General features: G+C 55.7%; 15 protein-coding genes and 1 rRNA gene. 5 read left to right on the top strand and 11 right to left on the bottom strand.

Going from position 1 to position 21833, the window contains the following annotated elements; all coding sequences use genetic code 11:
• Nucleotides 1–121 (bottom strand): 16S ribosomal RNA (locus FPZ49_RS29590); the annotation flags it as partial.
• 623 nt (nucleotides 122–744) lie between these two features.
• On the opposite strand from FPZ49_RS29590, the gene FPZ49_RS29585 reads away from it, so the two are divergent.
• Nucleotides 745–924, top strand: a complete 180-nt coding sequence (locus tag FPZ49_RS29585) for an AbrB/MazE/SpoVT family DNA-binding domain-containing protein (RefSeq protein WP_144853979.1) — start codon at nucleotides 745–747, stop codon at nucleotides 922–924.
• Between the two features lie 50 nt (nucleotides 925–974).
• Entirely contained in the window at nucleotides 975–1313 is a 339-nt protein-coding gene (locus FPZ49_RS37705) for a CBO0543 family protein (RefSeq protein ID WP_391563881.1), read from the top strand.
• A gap of 266 nt (nucleotides 1314–1579) precedes the next feature.
• Here FPZ49_RS37705 and FPZ49_RS29580 read toward each other — a convergent pair whose 3' ends face one another.
• Complete coding sequence (locus tag FPZ49_RS29580; protein WP_144853978.1) at nucleotides 1580–2404, bottom strand: TrmH family RNA methyltransferase; 825 nt, start codon at nucleotides 2402–2404, stop codon at nucleotides 1580–1582.
• Between the two features lie 166 nt (nucleotides 2405–2570).
• Between FPZ49_RS29580 and sspI the strand changes: the two genes are divergently transcribed.
• Nucleotides 2571–2774, top strand: a complete 204-nt coding sequence (gene sspI / locus FPZ49_RS29575; protein WP_144853977.1) for a small acid-soluble spore protein SspI — start codon at nucleotides 2571–2573, stop codon at nucleotides 2772–2774.
• A 135-nt stretch (nucleotides 2775–2909) separates the two neighbouring features.
• On the opposite strand, the gene FPZ49_RS29570 is transcribed toward sspI, so the two are convergent.
• The 6 genes from FPZ49_RS29570 to FPZ49_RS37330 all read right to left on the bottom strand — a co-directional run bounded on the left by FPZ49_RS29570 (nucleotide 2910) and on the right by FPZ49_RS37330 (nucleotide 15356).
• Entirely contained in the window at nucleotides 2910–4013 is a 1104-nt protein-coding gene (locus tag FPZ49_RS29570; protein ID WP_144853976.1) for a Gfo/Idh/MocA family protein, read from the bottom strand.
• A gap of 37 nt (nucleotides 4014–4050) precedes the next feature.
• The gene (locus FPZ49_RS29565) at nucleotides 4051–4773 is read right to left on the bottom strand and encodes a ThuA domain-containing protein (protein WP_144853975.1); all 723 of its coding nucleotides are present in this window, start codon (nucleotides 4771–4773) and stop codon (nucleotides 4051–4053) included.
• 26 nt (nucleotides 4774–4799) lie between these two features.
• On the bottom strand, nucleotides 4800–5960 hold the full coding sequence (locus FPZ49_RS29560) for a Gfo/Idh/MocA family protein (protein WP_144853974.1): 1161 nt from the start codon (nucleotides 5958–5960) through the stop codon (nucleotides 4800–4802).
• 65 nt (nucleotides 5961–6025) lie between these two features.
• Entirely contained in the window at nucleotides 6026–7171 is a 1146-nt protein-coding gene (locus tag FPZ49_RS29555; RefSeq protein ID WP_186446170.1) for a LacI family DNA-binding transcriptional regulator, read from the bottom strand.
• A gap of 223 nt (nucleotides 7172–7394) precedes the next feature.
• Nucleotides 7395–9167 (bottom strand): S-layer homology domain-containing protein, encoded by a 1773-nt coding sequence (locus FPZ49_RS29550; protein WP_144853973.1) that lies wholly within the window; start codon nucleotides 9165–9167, stop codon nucleotides 7395–7397.
• 117 nt (nucleotides 9168–9284) lie between these two features.
• Complete coding sequence (locus FPZ49_RS37330; RefSeq protein WP_144853972.1) at nucleotides 9285–15356, bottom strand: pectinesterase family protein; 6072 nt, start codon at nucleotides 15354–15356, stop codon at nucleotides 9285–9287.
• 335 nt (nucleotides 15357–15691) lie between these two features.
• Between FPZ49_RS37330 and FPZ49_RS29540 the strand changes: the two genes are divergently transcribed.
• Together FPZ49_RS29540 and FPZ49_RS29535 are read left to right on the top strand one after the other, a co-directional pair.
• On the top strand, nucleotides 15692–16408 hold the full coding sequence (locus tag FPZ49_RS29540) for a response regulator transcription factor (protein ID WP_144853971.1): 717 nt from the start codon (nucleotides 15692–15694) through the stop codon (nucleotides 16406–16408).
• A gap of 3 nt (nucleotides 16409–16411) precedes the next feature.
• Entirely contained in the window at nucleotides 16412–17899 is a 1488-nt protein-coding gene (locus tag FPZ49_RS29535; protein WP_144853970.1) for a sensor histidine kinase, read from the top strand.
• Nucleotides 17900–18124: 225 nt separating this feature from the next.
• On the opposite strand, the gene FPZ49_RS29530 is transcribed toward FPZ49_RS29535, so the two are convergent.
• The 3 genes from FPZ49_RS29530 to FPZ49_RS29520 all read right to left on the bottom strand — a co-directional run bounded on the left by FPZ49_RS29530 (nucleotide 18125) and on the right by FPZ49_RS29520 (nucleotide 21790).
• Nucleotides 18125–18883 carry a YheC/YheD family protein gene (locus FPZ49_RS29530; protein ID WP_144853969.1) on the bottom strand — a complete coding sequence of 253 codons (759 nt, stop codon included), beginning with the start codon at nucleotides 18881–18883 and terminating at the stop codon, nucleotides 18125–18127.
• Complete coding sequence (locus FPZ49_RS29525) at nucleotides 18838–20028, bottom strand: glycosyltransferase family 4 protein (RefSeq protein WP_144853968.1); 1191 nt, start codon at nucleotides 20026–20028, stop codon at nucleotides 18838–18840. The genes FPZ49_RS29530 and FPZ49_RS29525 overlap by 46 nt, the downstream gene beginning before the upstream one ends.
• A 190-nt stretch (nucleotides 20029–20218) precedes the next feature.
• Nucleotides 20219–21790 (bottom strand): peptide chain release factor 3, encoded by a 1572-nt coding sequence (locus FPZ49_RS29520; protein WP_144853967.1) that lies wholly within the window; start codon nucleotides 21788–21790, stop codon nucleotides 20219–20221.
• Between the last annotated feature and the right edge of the window lie 43 nt (nucleotides 21791–21833).

Genomic DNA, 21833 nt, shown 5'->3' with positions numbered 1-21833 from the left:
GGCAGGTTGCCTACGTGTTACTCACCCGTCCGCCGCTAGGGTCCGAAGACCCTCGCTCGACTTGCATGTATTAGGCACGCCGCCAGCGTTCGTCCTGAGCCAGGATCAAACTCTCCATTAAAGAAAAGCTGATTGTGCTCAAAAATTTACTACTGGCGAGAATTTGCATTCTCTTATTTATTGCACTCACTCGATGTTCAGTTTTCAAAGGGCAATTTATTTCCTCACCGCTCTTCAGCGGCCGGAGTGACAATATATCATATTGCTTAGGAGCTTTGCAAGCTTTTCTTTTTTCCAATTCGAGGGACAATTCCGCTTGATTCAGATCAAGATTACTCTCTTAAGTTCCGCTGCATCCCTGCCGTTCAACGGCCGGAGTGACAATATACCATATTCATTCACTCGAGTGCAAGTGGTTTTTTTCAATCCATTTCGACCACTTTTCACATCTCACCGCCACCGTTCGTGACAGCGAAAAGTAATATAACACATACCCAGAATGCAAAGCAAGCTCTTTTTTGCGTAAGAACATATTAAGAAAGCAACCGCCCCCCCGCAAACGGAGAGCGGGAGCCAGTTCCGTAATCAGCAGCTTCGGTACCTCGGTGTAGTCCACCGTCGCCGCGCTAGTCCTGTCCACGCTCAGCGGCCTGAAAGGTCCGGCCAGCTAGCTGGCAATGGAAGCATTGACCGCTAGCATTTTGAACATAAGCAGTAAAGATCAGCTGGGAAGGGGAAATCATCATGAAACTATCGACAATCAGTTCGAAAGGACAAATTACTGTTCCAAAACGGATTCGGGATATGCTTAATCTGAACGAGGGTGACCAGATCGCATTTATTTTGGAAAACGGAAATATCGTTGTTCGGAAAGCGAATGTGCGGATTCACATCGAGGATTTAGAAGGGTTAGCTATTGAGTGAAGAGATTGCTCGTGAAGCAAAGAGGGATTTTATGATCATTTTCAACTCAATTGCTTGGGTATTCGCTTCTTTACGTTGGAGCGATTGGAGAAATTGGAAAAAATACTTACATACCATTCTTTTTTTATTTCTATGAATTTATTTGTTACGACTATACATTATGGAGATTTAATCCTTCATTTTTATTGCCTAATGATACCGTGACGGATATTTTTTTTGATCTCACTGTTTTTCCTCCAACTGTTTTGTTGTTCTTGTCTAACAAGCCTAATGGCGTTAAAAGAAGGATAGTATGGATCTTTCTTTTTGTTACTATTTATATCTCTTTTGAAGGGTTACTTGTTTGGTTAAAATGGTTTAGCTACGATCACAACTGGAATATATGGTGAGCGTTCTGTTTGACTCCATCATGTTTTCAACTTTACTGATTCACGAATCAAGACCTTTGTTAGCATATTTAATCTCATTAACATTTTCTTTGTTTCTCATCATTACTTTTCATGTCCCAATTACAAGGCTTAAATGAGTTTGAGAGCTTCCATTGCAGAAACCAATATAGACGCTAGGCTGGGGAGTTGGGTGCGAATAAAAAATCCCGATAATCAAGGTGGTTGACTCATCGGGAATGATTCTTCTTCGAAATCTAAGTTACAATTTAGCCCCGTTGCCGCATCGCCTCGAACAGCACAATGGTGGCGGCCATCGCAGCATTGAGCGATTCCGCCCGGCCCTGCATCGGGATCTGAACATGATCTCCGGCCAGCGCCTGTACGGCAGCAGAGACGCCTTGCCCCTCGTTGCCGATCACAAACCACGTCGGCTGGCGGAAATCGTACGCGTAGATGCTCACCGCATTCTCCAGTCGCGTCGAGACGATCCGTACCCCGCGTTCCGCGGCTTGGGGCAGCCACTCGGTCAAGTCGCCCTGCACAATGGGCAAATGAAACAGCGACCCCATCGTCGAGCGCACCGTCTTCGGATTGTACAAATCGACGGTGCCCTTGCCGAGCAGCACGCCGGACGCCCCTACCGCATCGGCGCTGCGGATGATCGTGCCGAGGTTGCCCGGGTCCTGGATGCCGTCGATGACGGCGACCAGCCCGGCCTTCTCGCTCGCCGCAAGCAGATCCGCCGCCCGCCAAGGCAGCTTGGGCACCACCGCGAACACCGGCTGCGGCGTCTCCGTGTCGGTGCACTTGGCCAGCACCGCCTCCGTCACCGCCACGCATTCCAGCCCGCGCGTCTCCGCCTCCCGCAGCAAGCCCGCGACCGCGTCACGGCGCTCCGCCGAAAAGACGAGCACGTCCGGCGGAATGTCCGATCCGAGCGCCTCCTGCACGAGATGCACGCCCTCGATCAGGAAGCGTCCTTGCTTGTCCCGTCCTTTGCGGTCGAGCAGCTGCGTCCACTGCTTGACCCGCTCATTGTGTACCGAGCTAATAAAATTCGAATCCATCGTTCCTCTGCCCTGCTTTTCCATGTATCGTTGGTTCTCCTTATCCCGTTAACGCGTTTCCCCCTCATTATAACAAATCCTCCTCCAGGTACCAAAAATAAGCATGAAAAATCGCCCCTCGGAGCATATTAAGGGGAGTGTGCTATAGCGCCCCAAGCAAGCAGAATTGATAAGAAGCGAGGAACCTTCGATGAATTTAAACTTAAGACAAGCCATCATCCAGCGTATGCAGGATAAAGACAATGAGGAGCTCCAAGGTGTAATTCAGGATTCCATCGATGGAGAAGAACGGGTGCTGCCCGGCTTAGGCGTCCTGTTCGAAATCATTTGGAAAAACAGCGAGGCCGGCCTTCAAAATCAAATGGTCTCCACGCTCAAAGAACATTTGGCTTGATTCAGCGAAGCATTCCAGAAGCCTGCTCCCAAGGTGTTCAGTACTTGGGACAGGCCTTTTTTTATGCAGCAAAAAAAACGCGGAAGACGTGCAGCCGTCTTCCGCGCTCTCCTACATTATGAATAATGAATTCGATTAGTCCAATACGCCTCGAACCAATCCTTGCGGGAATGGCGCCGGTCGTTCGCAGCTGCTCTTCATGACATAGTGGCGGCCTTCGTCCGACGAATCGTGGAACGCATGCATCGCCTCCAGCACGTGATACGCGAGCTCTCCATTCGCCCGGTTGATGCGCTCATTCCGGATCGCATACGCCATATCCAGCACGCCCAAGCCACGGCTGTTCTCGGCATAGCCATGGGTCAGTGGGATTTCCTTCCATTCTTTCGAATCATGACGTTTCAACAGCACCGGGCCGCCGAATGTGTTCGGATCTGGGACGCTTAACGTTCCGAGACTGCCGTAAACCTCGATACGCGGAAGCTGTGCGCCGCCGAAAATGTCAAACGAAGTGATGATCGTCCCGATCGCTCCGTTATGGAAGTCCATGATGCCGGCCACATGCGTCGGGGTATCTACTTGAATGGTTTGGCCGAATTTCTTCTCGCTTGTGATCGTCCGCTCAGGGAAGGTCACCTTGGTCGAGCCGGTGATCCGCTTGATCGGCCCCAGGATTGCGACCAGCGCGGTCAAATAGTACGGCCCCATGTCGAACATCGGACCGCCGCCTTTGGCATAATAAAACTCCGGATCCGGATGCCAGTGCTCATGCCCCCGGCCCATCATAAAGGCGGTTGCGGCGACCGGCGTTCCGATCCAGCCGTCTTCGATCAGCTTGATGCAGGTTTGAATGCCGCCGCCCAGGAACGTATCCGGCGCGCTGCCGACCAGCACCCCACGCTCGCGGGCTGCGGCCAGAATCGCCTGACCCTCCTCGCGTGTCACCGCCAGCGGCTTCTCCACATAGACGTGCTTGCCGGCTTCAATCGCTTGCAAGCAAACGCTTGCATGGGCGGCTGGAATCGTCAGATTGAGGACGATGTCAATGTCAGGATCCGCAAGCAGCTCGGGAACGGAGCAAGCCTTAGGCACGCCATGCTCTTCCGCGCTAGCTGCCGCACGAGTCAGGTCCAGATCGGCGCAAGCCGCTACCTCAATGGCCGGGAAGCTGTTTAGATTTTTGAAATAGATGGCGCTGATTTTGCCGCAGCCGACAATCCCTACTCTGATCTTTTTCATGAGTTCAAGTTCCTCTCCAATTGGTTAAAATGAGAAATTAACGGCTGTCGCCCATGCCGGTATAAGCGGCGTCTGCAGCCTTGGCTGCGGCTGCGGCTTTCGCCTTGCCTTCCGCAACCCAGTGGAAGCCTCGGCGCATGATTTCCTTCACTGGCGGCATCTCGACGATGTTTGCCTTATGCCCCAAGGAGCAGTAATAGACGCGACCTACGCCCCAGCGCTTTGTCCAAACGACCGGCATATCCACCGCTTTATTCAAGGAATGCGGACCTTCCACCGTCGGGAACCGCGTCGTCGCCAGCACTTCTACGGCCGGATCGACGTGCAGGTAGTACTGCTCGCTTTTCACATCAAAATCCTCAATGCCTTCCAGCAGCGTGCTGGAGCTGTTCTTGATTTCAACTTTGTACTCGACCCCGTCATTGCCCGGATGAGCTACCCACTGGCCGCCGCACATAAACTGCCAATCCACATTATTACGGAACGAGTCGCACATGCCGCCGTGGCAGCCCGCAAGGCCTACGCCGCTTTGAACGGCGATGGATACATTTTTGGCCCATTCCTTGGAAATCTCGCCCATGGTCCATACCGGTACGATTAGATCAAGCGCCTTCAGCTTCTCCACATCACTGAACGACTCCAGCGTGTCGGATACCTCCACCTCATAGCCATCCGCCGTTAGCACCTGACGGAAAATTTCGGCAACTTCCTGCGGCTCATGTCCGAGCCAACCGCCCCATACGATCAATGCTTTTTTCATCGATTAATCTCTCCCCGTGTTCAAGTTTACAGCTCTTCGACCTGCACCCAGCGGCGCTCCGCAATCGACAGCTCGACGGCCTCCAGCACCTGCTGGCATTTCACTCCGTCCACAAAGTTCGGAACCGGCTGGCGGTCCTCGCCGATCGCCTGCATCAGCTCCACGATCTCGTGGATGAACGTATGCTCGTAGCCGATCGTATGACCCGGCGGCCACCAAGCCTCAGCGTAAGCATGCGAAGGATCTGTCGCCAGCACGCGGCGGAAGCCCTGCACATCGTCCGCATCGTCCGTAAAATACACCTGCAGCTCGTTCATCCGCTCGAAGTCGAACTTCACGCTGCCCTTGCTGCCGTTGATCTCAAACGAATTCGTGCAGCGATGTCCCGGCGCGAAGCGCGTGGCCTCGAAGCTGCCCAGTGCGCCACTAGCGAAGCGAGCGAGAAACAGCGTCGCATCATCGACGGTTACGGCACCCTTCGGCGCATCCTTGCTGCCCTTGGCGCTGAGCCCTGTCATGGAGGTCGGCAATGGACGCTCCTTGATGAACGTGTCGCTCATCCCGATCACCTCAGTCAGATCGCCAACCAGGAAATGCGCCAGATCGATTAAATGCGCGCCTAAGTCGCCATGAGAGCCAGAGCCTGCAATTTCCTTCTGCAAGCGCCAGACGAGCGGGAAATCGGGATCGACGATCCAGTCCTGCAGGAACCAGGCACGGAAGTGATAAATTTGGCCGAGGCGGCCTTCCTCGATCAGCTTCTTCGCCAGCTGCACCGCCGGAGCGAACCGATAGTTGAAGCCGACCATATGCTTCACGCCGGCTTCTTCCGCGGCCTTCAGCATCTCCCGGGAATCCGCCAGCGTCAGCGCCAGCGGCTTCTCGCAGAACACATGCTTGCCCGCAGCGGCAGCCGCCAGAGCAATCTCCTTGTGCGCGTCGCTCGGCGCATTAATATCGATCACATCGATATCGTCGCGCTTCAGCAGCTCCCGCCAGTCGGTGCATTGACCTTCCCAGCCGAACTGCTCCGCAGCTTGCGCAACCCCTTGCGCATCGCGCCCGCAGATGGCCTTCATGACCGGTCTGGCCACCTTCGGAAAAAACATCGGCACATCGCGGTAAGCGTGACTATGCGCCTTACCCATAAACTTATAGCCAATCATCCCTACACGAACTTGCTTCATCCGGCTTTGCCTCCCCTTTTGAGACCAGCTCGCGGTTGGAGCCCCTACCGAAAGCTGGCTAATGTTTAAGTACTGCGGCTAGACTTCCTTACCATTAGTGTGGTGCTAAGCTGTATATGAGGCCCCGCAGCTGCACTTGCTTGGGCTGAGGGACTAACTCCCATGACTCGATTCAGAACTCGCTCGGCGGCCAAACGGCCCATTTCATAAAATGGCACCGCCACACTGGTCAGCGGTGGATTCGTGACCCGCGCCGCATCGGAATCGTCATAGCCGACGATCGCGATGTCCTTGCCAGGTGTAAGGCCGTGCTCCCGCAGCCCCTGCATTAAGCCGATCGCCATCCGGTCGTTCGAGGCGAACACCGCTTCGATCTCGCTCCGGTACCGGTAAATGTCGGCAGCGGCCTTGTACCCGCTGGTGCGGCTGTAATTGCCCTCGTAATACCATTGCGGCGGGATCCGGCTCGGGTTGATCTCCCCGGTATCCGATGGCGGCACGTCCAGCAGCCCGGCTTCCGTCAGCGCCTTCGCATAGCCCGTGAGCCGGTCACGGCTGTTAGAATACTCCGGCGAGCCGTTCAAGAACCCAATGCGGCGGTACCCCTGATCCAGCAAATGCTTCACCGCACTGTAGCTGCCTCCCACGTGATCCGCGTCCACCTCTTGAAAGTGCTCGCCGCTAAAATGCTGATTGATCAAGCAGAACGGCTGTCCCGCTTCCTCCAGCTTGCGCAGCTCCGAGCGTTCCCCCGGCGTATCCGTCGCGCCTAGAATGACGCAGGCATCCACCTTTTGCGAACGAAAAATATTGCTGTAATCGCTTTCTTCACCTGGCGTTCGAAACATCAGCAGCATATCGTAGCCCGACTGCTTCACCTGCTCCCCAATGCCGCTTAACACTTCCGAAAAATAATAGGTCGAGAAGATATGCACCTTCGGAACATAAGGAAGCACGACGCCCAGATTACCGCTGCGGCGGCGGGCGAAGCTTTGAGCGATCGCATTGGGATGATAGTTTAATTTCTTGGCTGCCTCCAGCACCCGCTGCTTGGTTTCCGCCTTCATCGGGCCAATGCCGTTGAATACGCGCGAAACCGTCGCCTCGGATACCCCCGCTAGCTCCGCTACTTCCTTTCGAGTGACGATAGCTTGCCACCTCCTGCTATGTTGTTCTGCAAAAGAGTAATTTACAGCGTAAATGATCAACATGATGTAACCTTTTCCCAAATGTACACGCGTACATTATCTCACGACTCGCTCATTCTGACAAGGTGCCAATTTCATCTCTCCTCCGCTAAAATCGCATAAAAAGGAGCCTGTCATTCCCCAGGCCCCTTCATTCAAGCTTTTACTTATTGATTTGCGCCAGCAATCTGGAGACGTTCGCCCCACTCTTCCCCCTCTTCATACGATGCCTTCGCGCTCATTTCGTTTAGTTAATAAACTTCAAAACCTGCAGCGTCCGCTTCAGCATCACGGCACTCTCCGCTCTGGTTGCCTGCTGCTTCGCGGAGAAGGTCGTGCCGCTCGTTCCCTGCACGATGCCGGCAGAGATCGACTTAGCTGCCGCGTCCTGCGCCCAGTCCGCAATCTCGGCCCGGTCGCTGAAGCCGCTCAGGCTCGCACCGCTACCCTGAGCCTCTTGGCCACCGGCCTTCAGCGCCCGGACGATCATCGTGACCATTTGCTCCCGCGTGATCGGGTCGTTCGGTCTAAACGATTGATCCTCGTAGCCGCTGACCAGTCCCGCTTTCCGCGCGGTACCTACTGCTCCGGCGAACCAATCCGACGCCTGTACGTCGGTGAAGACCGTCTGCGGCATTTCCTCCAAGCCAAGCGCACGAACCAGCAGCGCGGCAAACTCCGCTCGGGTGATCGGACGATCCGGAGCAAACGCGTTCTCGCTCACGCCGCTGACGATCAGTTTATGAGCGAGCAGCTCCACGTCCCCTTGAGCCCAATGGTGCTGAAGGTCGGCAAAGACCGGAGGCTTCGTTTGGACGACCGTGTAAATGCTGTTGTGCGGCGAGTGAATCGTAATGACCGCCCTGCTGCCGTTGTTGGCAATCACGGACGGGATAAAGCGAAGCGTGTTGTTCTCATCGACCCAAACCGCCGTCACCTGGTTAGGGTCTACCGTACTGCTGACGCTTAGTGTGCGGTCTACATACGCCCCGTTAAAATCGGTCACAGACCGGCCATTCAGCTCGACGCTGAAATCGATCGGGCTCGTCAGTGATTGCGACCCGGCCTTTTGCGTTTCCGATAGAACGGCTTGGCTGGCTTCGCCCGATACCTTTGCAATAATGACGGAGACGACGCCATTTTGGGATAAGCCCTTAAGTACGCTGACCGGCAAATGATAGGTCACGTTCTCTTGCTTGATCTGGATGATCGCATTCGCCTGCTGGCCCGCCGCATCGGCTACCGCACTCACCGGCAGCTCGACTCGGACGACCGGGTCGCCACTCTGCACCTCCAGTGTAACGATGCCAGAGGCAGACTGGCCAACAACCGCCGCCAGTGCTTTACGGAGCTTGTCTCCATCCACCGCCACCTTCGTGACCGGTTGGCCGCCTTCAGTCTTCTCTTGGGTTACTTTGGCATCGGTAGTCATATCCAGCTTCGTAGCGTCGGCTACCGGCGATCCATTGGAGCTGGCCGGGCTGCCTCCTCCGCCTCCCCCTCCGCTGCTGTCACTGATCGTCACCGAAGCGGCGCTCTGGCCCTGCCATAAAGCTGCTTCCGACTTCGAATTAATTACCTTCACCGACAACAGCGTGATCGCGGCTGTTCCAGCCTGCTTAGCCGTAAACGTGAGTGAGTTCAAGCTTAGGTTGCCGCTCTCCCCGCTGCCTTGCCCGATTTTGGTAAACGCGATCGTGACTTGGTTTCCCGATAAGATCGGGGAAACCGTAAAGCCCGCGGCAGCCCCTGGGAACAGGCTCCCCGCTCCCTTGAACGCAAGGCGATCGGTGTCATAAGCGACCACCACTTCGTAGCCAAACACGTCCGACACATTCGTACCATATACCGAAGCCACAACGTCACCGCCGACGGACATCTGTGGAGTGCTAAGTGTCAGACCATAAACCGGTGCCTCTGCTGCAGCCGCTGCGACCGTAGCGCTTTTCCCAGGAAAGGCCATGGTGCAGAGCAGGCAGATCAACAGCACCCGGTTCAAAAATCCGATCGTTTGCTTCATTGCTTCATCCTCTTTTCCATTGCTCTATGGAGTAGTAGAGAGAGAAGGACGGCATACGCCATGGCAGCATACACAGCCCCCCTTCTCCCTCTTTGCATCAAGTCCTCGATAACCAGGCTAATTGATAATCAGTTTAGCTATCGCAACCAAATCAACAATATCGAGCTTGCCGTCGTTGTTGAAGTCTGCGTATTTTAAATCATTCCAATCCGTGCTGGCAGACGTTTTGCCGTAGTTCGCGGCCAGCTTGCCCAAGTCATAAATGTCGACCTTACCATCCCCATTGAGGTCCCCCGAGGAGTGAGCCGTATTTACCGACGCATTGAACGTTTGCAGCGCTTGATTCAGCGCATTCGCTGCGTTGTTGATCGCCGTTTGGGACGCAGCGCTGTCGTTCAGGACGCTGTTCGCGAGCGTAATCGCGGTGAGCAGCGCCGCCTTCGAGCCCGCCTTGTATTGGCCGATGCCTGTGCCCTCGAACGCCGCATCGTGCTGCGTTTGAGCGACGGAGATCAGCGCTTGCAGCGACGATTTGTCCGCAGGTGCAGCGGCCACCTGGATCGTCTCGGCCGATGGAGCAACCGACATAACACCGGCTCCATTGGAAGCGGTGACCGTAGTCACGACCAAGCTTGCCGTCTGAGGCTGAGCGACCGATCTTGCAAGCCAGTGCAGACTGAACACGTCGCCGCTGCCGGTGAGCGTGCCTGCCGCAATCACACGAAGCTGACCCGGCACTTCGGTCTTGATTTGCAGCACGCTGAATCCGGGACGAATCGAGTCAATAGACATGAAATCAATGGCATCCGTGCCGAAGCTGAGCGTCAAATCCAGCGCATACACGCTGCCCGTCACGTTATTTAAGCCAAAGCTGGTAGTGAACACCGCTCCGGGCGTTACCGTACTTGGTCCGGTCAGCGTGGTCAGGAGCGTAGAGCCGGATACGGCGCTTTGCCCGCTAAGGACCACATATTTCGAGCCCTGAACCGCACTTCCGTCAGTAGATGCAGCGACCACCTTCACAACGCCGTCCTTCTGTGCGGTGAGCAATCCTCCGGCCGTGACCGACGCTTTATCCGTTGGCGTAACGCCGTCGGATTCGTACACGTTCCACGTCACCGAACTGTTCGTCGCATTGCCCGGAAGCACAACCACCTGCATCTGCAGGGTACCGCCCTTCACAGTAATGCCGCTCACGCCTCCCGCCCCTACGACGGATACGGAGGTAACAGGTACGATGATCGCCACTGGCGTAGCGCTCGCCTGTTGGGAGCTGGCACTCTCCGCGCTCACATTAAGAGCCGTTACCACGTAGTAATAGGTGGTGCCATTCACCGCAGTCGTATCGACGTATCCCGTACCAAATACACTCGCTAGCAAGGTGTACGGCCCGCCGCTGGTGCTGCTGCGTTTCACCTTGTAGCCGGTGGCACCGCTCACCGCAGTCCAGTTCAGCACGACCTGCGCATTGCCTGCCGTGGCCGCGAGTCCCGTCGGTGCCGACGGAGCCGGGAGAGCCGGAACCACGCTAACCTCGCTCGAAACGCCGCTTTCCACGCCGCCGGTGACTTCCGATAAGACAAAATAGTACGTCGTGCCATTCGTCAAGCCGGTCAGCGTATAGCTAGTGTCTGCCACATTCGAAGCAACAACGCTGTACGGTCCGCCGGCCGTTGTGGCCATCTTCAGGTTGTACGTCGAGGCCCCAGACACCGCATTCCAGTTCAAACGCGTTTGCGAATCGCCTGCCGCAGCAGTCAACCCGCTAGGCGCCGCAGGAACGACCGGAGCGATCAAGGCTCGGCCGCCGGAGCCTGCATTCGCCAGCACCGTGCTTTTCACACCAGCCGCCGAATCTGCCGTATACGTGTAAAAGCTGCTTGGCGTCCAGTTGACATTGGGTCTCCAGACCGGAGTGCCGCTGCCGACGAAATTGCTGCCGACATCCTTGATGAAGCCCGGCGAGTAGGAGTCCAGGTTGCCGGCCGGTGTGACCGGAGTCGCGATATTTTCAAAATAATTGCTCTCGGAATAAATTTGAGCGGCTGCTCCTACCCCGATCCCATACAGGCCGGAAGGCGCGTTGTAGTAGTTGTTATACACGTGCACCTGACCGTAGCGGACGCGTGGAGCGCGCTGTGTGATATTGTCATAATAGTTGTGATGAATGGTCACTCGAAGGAATCCGCTGTCCGTCGTGCTGGAATCGCTGGAACCGATGAGCGACGTTTTGTCATGCCCGCTAAAATGATTGTACGACAGCGTCACCAAGTCCGATTTTTTCGTAATATCGACCAGGCCGTCATGGTGCTGATAGTGCCGCCCGTAATAAGCTTCATTCGGGTCATCCGGATGGCTGCCGTCGTTAAACGTGTTGTGATCAATCCAAATGTTGGTAGCTCCGGAGAGCGAGATGTTGTCGTATTGCGAATTCCAGTTTCCGGTGCTGCCGTCCGTCGGATCCCACTGCGGGAAGTAATCGTACGCATCCTGGAATTCGATATTGCGAATAATGACGTTCTTGTTGTTCGTCAGTATCAGATTGCCGCCGACCAGCTTGGCATCCGAGCCTAGGCCGACAATCGTGACATTGGAGCCTACATTGATTTTGATGCGCGCCCCTTGATTTTTCTGCGCGTTCACTCGCGCGGTCTCTTGGGCACCGGATGGCACCTGTGTTCTGCCCCAGGACCCGTTCGGATCGTAGGTTTGCAGGTACGTGTTAAAATCGTACCCCGTCCCTTGGCTGTATTCAGCCAGACCCATCGGATTGTTGTTGTCGTCCACATTCAAGTTAATCGTGCCGTTAATATAAACGATTCTCGGCGTCGTGTTCGACCCGTTGGTTGCATTGTTGCCTCCCAGAGCGGCAATCAGCTGGCTTCGGTTCGTTACCGTATAAATATTAGCCGAAGCGGCGCTGCTTCCGCCGGTCGTCCCTCCGTTATACGAAGCCCAGCCATCATTGGCGGCGAGCACCTGCTTGCCCAGATCCGCACTGTCGACAACCGTCACCGTAAGCGGCAGGCTGACGTTGGATGCGAATTTGAAGACCAGCGTCGTCGTGCCTACCGGCAATTGAGCGAGATATGACTTTTTAATCGTATACACATTGCCAGCCAAGCTGTAATCCGAAGCGCCCAGCGTATAAGCGCCGTTCGTGATCCCGGTTAGCGTATCGCCGTTCGCCTGCACCGTCACCGCCAGATCCGCCTGATTCGCAGGCTTCAGATCGAAGGTCCCCGCACTAGGCGTGATAACAGGCAGCTGAGCTGCACCAGGGTTCGGCATGATAACCGAGAGGGTAGGATCCCACCCGCCGAGCACAACCGGAATCGTCAACGCGCTGGCTTCCGGACCCGTCATTTGCTGTGACTTAATGATGGAATCATAGAGGCGAGTCGATGGGCCAGCCCCTGCTCCGGTGCTGTTATACTCTCTTAAATTATTGGCAATGCAAGAGGAACTGGAAGCGCAGGAAGCCGCCCAGCCTGCAGCTATGAAATGCGTCGTATCCATGCTCGTATTAATAAAGCTGACATTGGAATAATTTTTCCATGGACGCCCCAGGTCGAACGATCCAATCGGAGCCGTTCCGCTGACCGTAGAATCCACAATGCGATTGTTCATAAAGACATAGCCCGGATCCGTCGGATTAAACTGCGCAGCAGCCGTAAGATGACCACCGATGCTCGTACTGGTGGATTGCGTAGCCAGCACCAACGTATTGCTGTCAAACACAACCGCGCTCGCTTCCCCGAAAATAAAATCGACGTCGCCTTGAATCACACTGTTATGGTAGTACTGGCGAATCGACTTCGAGGCGCTGCCTCCCGTATAAAGCGTATCCTGGTAGCCGAGAATGCGCATATTTTCAAAGCTGGCTTTATCGCTTGTAACTGACAGTGCAACAGCGGTTCCGACCGTGGAACGAGGCCCGGCATTGTTTTGGATCGTCAGGTTCGATGCGGTAAAGTTGTCCCCCGTCACCGTCACCGTCGGGCTCTTGAACGTGCTGCCCACGTTGCCGGACTGTCCGTTCGGACCGCCGTAATCGCCATATACAATCGTAGTGACGCTGTTGCCCGCTCCGACAAAGCTGATGAACGGTCGATCAACGGTTACTTTTTCTGTGTAGGTGCCCGGCTTAATATAAATGACGATGCGCTGAGCATTGTTCGTAGGCACCTGATTCACGGCTTGCTGAATCGACGAATATTGGCCGCTGCCATCCTGTGCCACAACAATGACATGGGCGGGAACCAGAATCGTTTCCTCCGCATTCGGGCTCTCCCCGCTCGTATTCACCGCGGAAACGACATAATAATAAGTGCTTCCGTTCGTCACGCCGGTGTCGGTGAAGCTCGTATCCGTTGTGGTAAACATTGTGGCATAAGGCCCTCCACTGGTCGTTCCACGCTTCACCGTGTAAGAGGCAGCTCCAGCCGTCGCATCCCACTTCAAGGTCACGCTGCCGTCATACGCCGTGCCTGTAACACCTGAAGGCGTCAATGGCGCACCCGGAACAGGCGCATAAGGCGTCGCTTTCGTTTGACGGGAGATCATGCTCTCGATCGTCGAGTTCGAAGCCGTCACGACATAATAATAAGCGGTGCCATTCGTGACGCTGTGATCTGTGAAGGAAGCAGCCGTCAGGCCGGATTGAAGCGTAGTGTATGGCCCTCCATTGACGGTGCTGCGCTTCACACTGTAAGTGACTCCGGACATGCTATCCCAGGTCAAGCTCACTGTGCCGTCGGATGCTGCGCTATTTACGTTGGCCGGTGCAGCCAGCGGTACGCTTGGCAATAGTGCCAGCGGTGCGCTATCGGCGCCATCGCCGCCAACGCCAGAGCTGCTGATCGTATAATAGTAGGTCGTTCCATCGGTCAGACCCGTATCGTAATAAGTCGTCTGCGTATACGGGAGCGTGCTGCTGAGCACGACCGCGGAGGACATGTCCGCCGACGTACTGCGCTTGAGCGTATACTGGCTCGCGCTCGGAACCAGGTTCCAATTCAGCGTCACCGCCGAATCGCGTACCGTTCCGGTAAAGCCGGTCGGCGCCTGCGGAGCCGGAGTGGCATTCGTTGGCGTAATCGCCAGGACGGAGGACTCGGCCGATCCGTAGCTATTTTGGGACAGAACCTTATAATAGTACGTCGTCCCGTTCGTGAGTCCCTTATCTTTATACGGGCTGACCTGCGTAGGTGGGGTTGTGAAGCCGGCCCCTCCGGTCAAGGAAGTGAACGGTCCGCTGGCCGAATCGCTTCGCACCACATCATACGTGAGCGCGTTGTTCGCTGCCGGCCACCACAGCCAGGCTTGCCCATCCCCAGCGGAGGTCGTTACCGCAGGCGCATCCGGTGTCGCCATCAATTGATACACCTGGATGTTGTCCATCAGCAAGGACCAAGCCGCACTCCCGGATTTCCCTGCAAAATAAACCGTTTTATACAGCGTTGGATTGGCGGCATCGGTGGATATGTTTTTGAACGGATAATCGAGGAGCTGGCCGATCACCGTGCTTTTCGCCGCCGTCGTGCTCAAATAGTAGCTTCCTTTGGCATTGTTCAGGTCCAATACCGCCTTCAGGTGAAACCAAACATTGTTCGTCGTTCCGAGCGAACCGATGGGGCAATAGGCGGTCCCGCTGTACCAACCCAATGTGGCCCCCGAGCCGCTGCAGCCCGAGATGAGAGCCGGACCGTTTTTATTTTGAATATCGACTACAACCTTCCCGCCGGCATCCAGAACCTGAAACAAAGGACTGCCCTTCGTGCGGTCGGAAAAATTGAAATCAAACTCGACCGTCACCTGCCCTTGTACAAGGCCCGTGCTGGAAAAGTCCTTTTTCACCCCTACAAACTGCGAATTATTCGCCCCATTCACCGAATACTTCAATACCTTCGAATTCAGCGTGGCATCCTGCACCAGGGAGATCGAATCCGCACTTACATTGGAGCTGTTCATGACGGAAGTAAATCCGGCGATTGTAAGCCCCGTAGCAGCCGCAGGACCTGTCAAAGTGGCGGAATCCGTGTAGGTCCCGTCAAAATCCTCATTGATTAGCGGTGTATTACCTGCCGGTACGGTCAACGCGCTCGCTGCCAAGGCCCCTGTAAGAGGAACCGACACGAGCGTCAATAAAGCGCAAAGAATAAGCAGCACTGTCTTTTTCAATTTCATCGCTACTCTCCTATCTCAGATTTACACTTCCAGTTGCAGACGCTATCGTCGCAGCATCCCCTCCCAAGCAAATATGTAAGCGCATCCAATAAACCGAACCCCATCATTGTATACAACAAACGAGTGCAATTATATAAAGTTCATTGCTAATCAAGTGAAATAAATTTAATCTGTTTGCTCTGTTGAAAAAAGTCGGCTTATGACGCCTGCACGAAGTCACCTACACAAAGCTTGCCAACCGTCCACGAAGCGAATATGCTGAAGATAACTAGATTCGATTCGCTAAAATTCTGCAAAAAAACCTTATCATCCATATAAAGTAGGAGTGTGGCTCGATGAAGCTGCTGATAGCCGAAGACGACCGGTCGGTTTGTGAAATGCTGCAGTTGTTTTTCCAGAAGGAGCAATATGAGATGACGTTCGTTCATGACGGGCTGTCGGCGCAGGAGCAGGTAGAGCGTCGCACGTGGGATTTCATTATTCTGGACTGGATGCTGCCCGGCAAGGACGGCATTACCTTGTGCAAGGAGATTCGCCGCCGCTTCGACACGCCGATCATTCTGCTGACCGCCCGGGACCAGGAGCAGGACCGCATTCTGGGGCTAGAGCTCGGCGCGGACGATTACGTGACGAAGCCGTTCAGCCCGATGGAGCTGATTGCGCGGATGAAGGCCGTGCTGCGCCGTTATCAACGCGGAAACGCTCCCGACGGCGGGGAAGCCGCCGATGCGGGGGCGACGGATGACAGCGGCGACGAGGTGTTGAAGTACAAGCAGATTATCGTCAACTTCTCTGCGCGCACTGTAACCATCAGCGGCCGGACGATCACCAACCTGACGCCCAAGGAATTCGAGCTGATGTCCCTTTTTGTCCGCTATCCCAAACGGGTATTCACCAGGGAGCAGCTGCTGGAGAGCATCTGGGGCTACGATTATTTTGGCGAGGAACGCACCGTCGACGTCCATATCAAACGTCTGCGCAACAAAGTGTCCGCACCGGATCACCCGCTCGTCGTTACCGTCTGGGGCGTCGGCTACAAGCTGGAGGAATAACGAATGAAACCAGGCCGCTGGCGGTTCCGTTTCCGGTTTACGTTTTTTTGGCGTCTGTTTCTGAGTCATCTGATCGTCTCTCTACTGATTCTGGCGCCCCTCATTACCGGGTTTGCCTATTACATGAAGCAAAATATGTACAAAGCCAAGACCGAGGAGCTCAGCAACGTCTCCCGAGCCGTCGTACGAACGATGCTCAAGGAGGATGAAGAACCGACCGTCGCCCTTCAAGCCTACCGCACCCTGCTCGCGGAGCGAAAAATCTCATTCATCCTGCTCGACAAAGCCGGCGAGATCCTTTACCGCGATCCGAAAATGCCCGGCACCATGCGCAACAAAGCGTTCTTGGACAACCTGAGGGCCCACATGTTTGTGTCGAAGGCGAACGATAGCTTCGTCCTCCAGCAAGACACCGATGAGCCGCTCGTCGTCGTGTACAAGCCGATCCGGCCCAAGAGCCCGAGTCCTAAGGTCGACTCGAACCTGTTCGTTATCTCACCCTTGCAGGGCATTCAAGCTGCGCAGCAGACGCTCAACCAGACGCTGATCTACTTGACGATCTTCGTCTCGCTGGTGGCGATTATCGCCAGCTTCTTCATCTCCCACAGCATGAGCCGCAGCATCGGGTCACTGAGACAATCGACGCAGCAGATTGCGGCCGGCAACTACACGTCCCGCTCCCCGGTCAGGCGGTCGGATGAGCTTGGCGATTTGGCCAGCGATTTCAACTCGATGGCCCACCAGCTCGAGATCACCTCCGGCAAGCTGGAGCAGTATGAGACGCGGCGGCGCCATTTTGTCATGGATGTGACGCACGAGCTGCGCACCCCGCTGACCTCCATCCGCGGGATCATTGAGGGCCTCAAGAACGGGCTGGTCAGTTCCCCGGAGGAACGGGCCAAATATTACGGCATCATTGAAAAAGAAACCTTCCGCCTCATCCGGCTCATCAACGAGCTGCTCGATATGGAAAAAATTCAAAGCGGCCTGATCACGCTTCACAAGAAGCGGACGCCGCTGCACGAGCTGCTGGAGATCGTAGCGGAGTCGCTGGAGGTGCTGGCCGAGGAGAAGAAGCTGCACCTTCGCATCGAATGTGAGCCGAGCCTCTTGGTCTATGGCGATTACGATCGGCTGACACAAATTTTGATCAATCTAGTCAAAAACAGCATTCAATTCACCGAATACGGTACCATTGCGCTGAAAGGGTATGAGACGGCAGCCGCCACGGTCATCGAAATTGCCGACACCGGCCGGGGCATGTCCAAGGAGGAGCTCGCGCTCATCTGGGATCGCTTCTACAAAGCGGATCCTTCCCGCAGCAAGGCCGGCAGCGAAACCGGACTCGGGCTGTCGATCGTGAAGCAGCTGGTGGAGGCGCACCACGGGACGATCACGGCGGAGAGCACCCCGGGGCTCGGCACCAAGTTTACGATCACGCTGCCGCTTACCGATTCGGATATGACGATGGCGCTCGGCTCCGGGGAGTAACGACAAACCATTCGAACTCCAGATGCGTTATTTCGGGCAAAAGGGCCGCTGCGGGCGTGGATTCTTCTCAATTTTGGCCTCCATAAGCGCTTTACGATTCGTTAGAGAAGAAAGCAAGCATAGGCGGTCTTGCAACAAACGGGGTGATAGAGGAACCACATGTTCCTTTATCACCCCGTTTGTGCATGTTTTGAACCATCTCACAGCATGCGTCCATCACCCTGATTAATATTTCCCATACGCCTTGGCGTACCGGTAGATGCGGCGAAAAATGCGCTTATCCTTGAGCTTCAAGAAGATGAACGGGTCCGGGCTCGTATTAACCTCCAAAATCCAAGGATGGAGCCTCTCGTCGAGCGCCACATCGAGTCCAATTTCCTTGATGCCCTTATATTTGGAATGCAGCTGTCGGGCGGTGGTCGTACCGAGCGAGCGCAGCTTTCGGATGAAGCTGGCTCTTCTGGAGGTGTCCGTATACGCGCTGAGCAGCGTTTCCACCGGCTTGAGCGTACCGCCGTTGTGTACGTTGGTGACCACCTTCCGCGGAGCTGCGATCCGCCCGATCACGCCCGTCGTCACCCAATTACGTTTAGGGCTCAGCTGGACCATGACCCGCAGATCAAACCGCCGTTTGTTGTATTTGAGCAGGTGGATGCCTTTTTGCGCTAGGTAGGTGCGCTTGCGGGTCCGCCTCAAGATGGCGGCGTACATCTCATCGAAGCTTGAGAACTCTTGAGCTCGAGTGCCCGCCTGAAAGCGATACGAACTGTTGCCATGCCGCTCCACCCGCATGACACCGTTGCCGTAAGTCCCGCTGTTGGGCTTCACATAGACCATCCCGTACGTTTCTAGCATGTCGTGGAGGGAGTTCCGCCTCATTTTTCGGGTATCCGGGATATATTTCGCAATGGCCGCATTGCGCAGCAGCACCTTCGTTTTTAACCATTTGCTTGTGATATGTCTTCTGTAGTCTCGCTTGCCCATGACATCCACCTTTCTTCTTTGACTGCGATCAAGCCCCCATAGACCTCCGTCAATTTGGCGGCGGTCTCACTCCAGCCAAACCGCTCCAGCGCCGCCAGCCGGCCCTGCTCCGCCAGCTCCCGCGCAATCTCCGGCGATTGCATCAACGAAGCGATCGCCGCTGCGTACTCGTGCGAGGAGCGATACGACTTCACAAGCAGCCCGCTCGTGCCGTCCTGAATCACTTCCTTAATGCCGCCATTGTTGGCTGCAATGACGGGGATCCCCGAAGCCATCGCCTCCACATTCACCAGCCCGAAGGCTTCATGCCCCTGCGAAGGGCACACAAAGCAGTCGGCGAGCCGGTACACCCGGTGAATCCGGGCATGCGGGACCGTGCCGAGAAACCGCACCGTAAGCCGCAGCTTCTTGGCCAGCTTGCGCAGCGCTGCACCGTACGCCGCCCGCTGCGCGCCGCCGGCAATGACGAGCTGAATCGGGCGCCGGGTTTGGCGGCTCGCCTGACGCACCGCCCGCATCAGCACCGGAATGCCCTTGCGCGGGATGAGCCGGCCCGTGAACAGCACCGTGAAGGCGCTTCGCAGCCCATAGCGCCGCCGCTCTTCCATGCGCGCGGCGATCTCGACCGGCCGGAATCGGGTCGTATCTACACCTAGCCAAACCATCCGGATGTGATTCTGAATCGCCGGGAACCGCCTTGCAAGCTCCGACTGCAGCGAAGTGCTGTTCGCCACAATGACATCGGCACGGCGCAATCCGGACTCGGCCGCCTGGGGCTTGGCATACGGCTTGCTCACATAGGTGAGGGAATGCATGAATAAAGAAACCGGAATATCGGGAAACAGACGCTTGATAGGCACCACAAACCGAGGCCGGTTATCCACTTGAATCAGGTCGAACGTATGCTTCTTCAGCTCGCGCTTCACCCCGCGCAGATAGCGTCCGTCAGGTCCGGTCGGCACCCGGATGATGGTCAGCCGTCCTTCCACCGTCCGTCGCGGGTAGCGTCGATGCTGGCGGCTGATGATCGTCACATCATGCTGGACAGCGAGCTCCCTGGCAATGCCAAGAATGCATATTTCCACCGATCCGCCCAGGAGAGGAGGGATCGGGATTTGCTCCGGCGCTACAATCAGCAATCGCATGGAATAACGCCTGCCCTTCCACTACCTAAACCTCGAATCGAATCCATGTTATTGTATGCCCACGTCCCTCTGCTGGTCATGGATAGCGGCCTAAAATAGAGCACGCGAAAAAAGGCCCTCCGCGTGATCCCTATCCCATCGGGAACGCAAAGGGCCTACTTTGGATTTATGAAGAGGAGCGCCAATAGTGTTAAGGCGCCATCTCCAAAAACTTCAAATTCGGATTTTTCTCCATCGATGTCCGAAGCGCATACTCGTTCTCGAACAGCGCGACATAGTTGTCGTTCTTATCCTTCACCAGCTGCGAATTGATGCGGAACTTCGACGGATCGATATCACTGCCGACCAGCCAGCGTGCAAACTGGTAGCTCATCCGCGACAGCTGCACATCGACGCCGTACTCGCCCTTCATCCGGTATTCGAACACCTCGAACTGGAGCTGGCCGACCACACCGAGAATCAGATCCTCGAAGCCGATCGTTTTGAACACCTGGATCGTGCCTTCTTCCGTCAGCTGATCGACGCCTTTTTGGAACTGCTTGTGCTTCAGTGCGTTCTTGACCGTAACCTTAGAGAAAATCTCAGGCGAGAACGTCGGCAGCTCATCGAACTCCAGACCGTTAATTTGGCTCAGCGTGTCGCCGATGCGGAAGATGCCCGGGTCGAACAGACCGATGATATCTCCCGGGAACGCATCCTCAACGATATCCCGATCCTGAGCGAGAAACTGCTGCGGCTGCGCCAGCTTAATGTCTTTGCCCACCCGCACATGCTTCACGGACATGCCCCGCTCGAATTTGCCGGAGCAAATGCGCAGGAAGGCGATGCGGTCGCGGTGCGCCGGGTTCATATTCGCTTGAATTTTAAACACGTAACCTGTGAACTTCTCATTGAGTGGATCGATCTCGCCTTCGTTGCTCCTCCGCGAGGTCGGCGTCGGCGCCAGCTGCAGGAAGTTCTCGAGGAACGTCTGCACGCCGAAGTTGTTGATCGCACTGCCGAAGAAGACGGGTGTCAGCTCGCCGCTGGCCACCTTTTCCATATCAAACTCGTCGCCGGCCACATCAAGCAGCTCCAAATCCTGCACCAGCTGATCGTAGAAAAACTCGCCCGCAATCTCCTTTACCACCGGATCGTCGTAGCCGCTCACCTTTTGAACGCTGATCTCGCGATGGTCATCGCCTTGGAACAGCTCCACCTGCGTCAGCTTCCGGTCGTACACGCCGCAAAACTGCTTGCCCATGCCGATCGGCCAGTTCATCGGATACGAGCGGATACCCAGCACCTGCTCCAGCTCCTCCAGCAGCTCGAACGGATTGCGCCCTTCGCGGTCCAGCTTGTTAATGAACGTGAAGATCGGAATGCCCCGCTTGCGGCATACCTGGAACAGCTTCTTCGTCTGCGCCTCGACCCCTTTGGCCGAGTCGATCAGCATCACCGCGCTGTCCGCCGCCGTGAGCGTCCGGTACGTGTCCTCACTGAAATCTTGGTGACCCGGCGTATCGAGAATGTTGACGCGATGCCCTTCATAATCGAACTGCATGACGGAGGAGGTAACGGAAATCCCCCGCTGCTTCTCGATCTCCATCCAGTCACTGGTCGCGTGACGGCTGGCTTTGCGGCCCTTTACCGTTCCGGCCAGGCGGATGGCGCCCCCGAACAAGAGCAGCTTCTCGGTCAGTGTCGTTTTCCCTGCGTCAGGGTGAGATATAATGGCAAAGGTACGCCTTCTAAGTACTTCTTCTTCCAACTGTTGTGTCATGTAAACAAATTCCCTTCACTCTAAATCAGACTATTAGCATTAT

Source organism: Paenibacillus cremeus (assembly GCF_007786445.1).
In the GTDB taxonomy this organism is placed as follows: Bacteria; Bacillota; Bacilli; order Paenibacillales; family NBRC-103111; genus Paenibacillus_G; species Paenibacillus_G cremeus.
The sequence above is the reverse complement of the archived record's forward strand: the minus strand, read 5'-3'. Positions and strand labels throughout refer to the sequence as shown.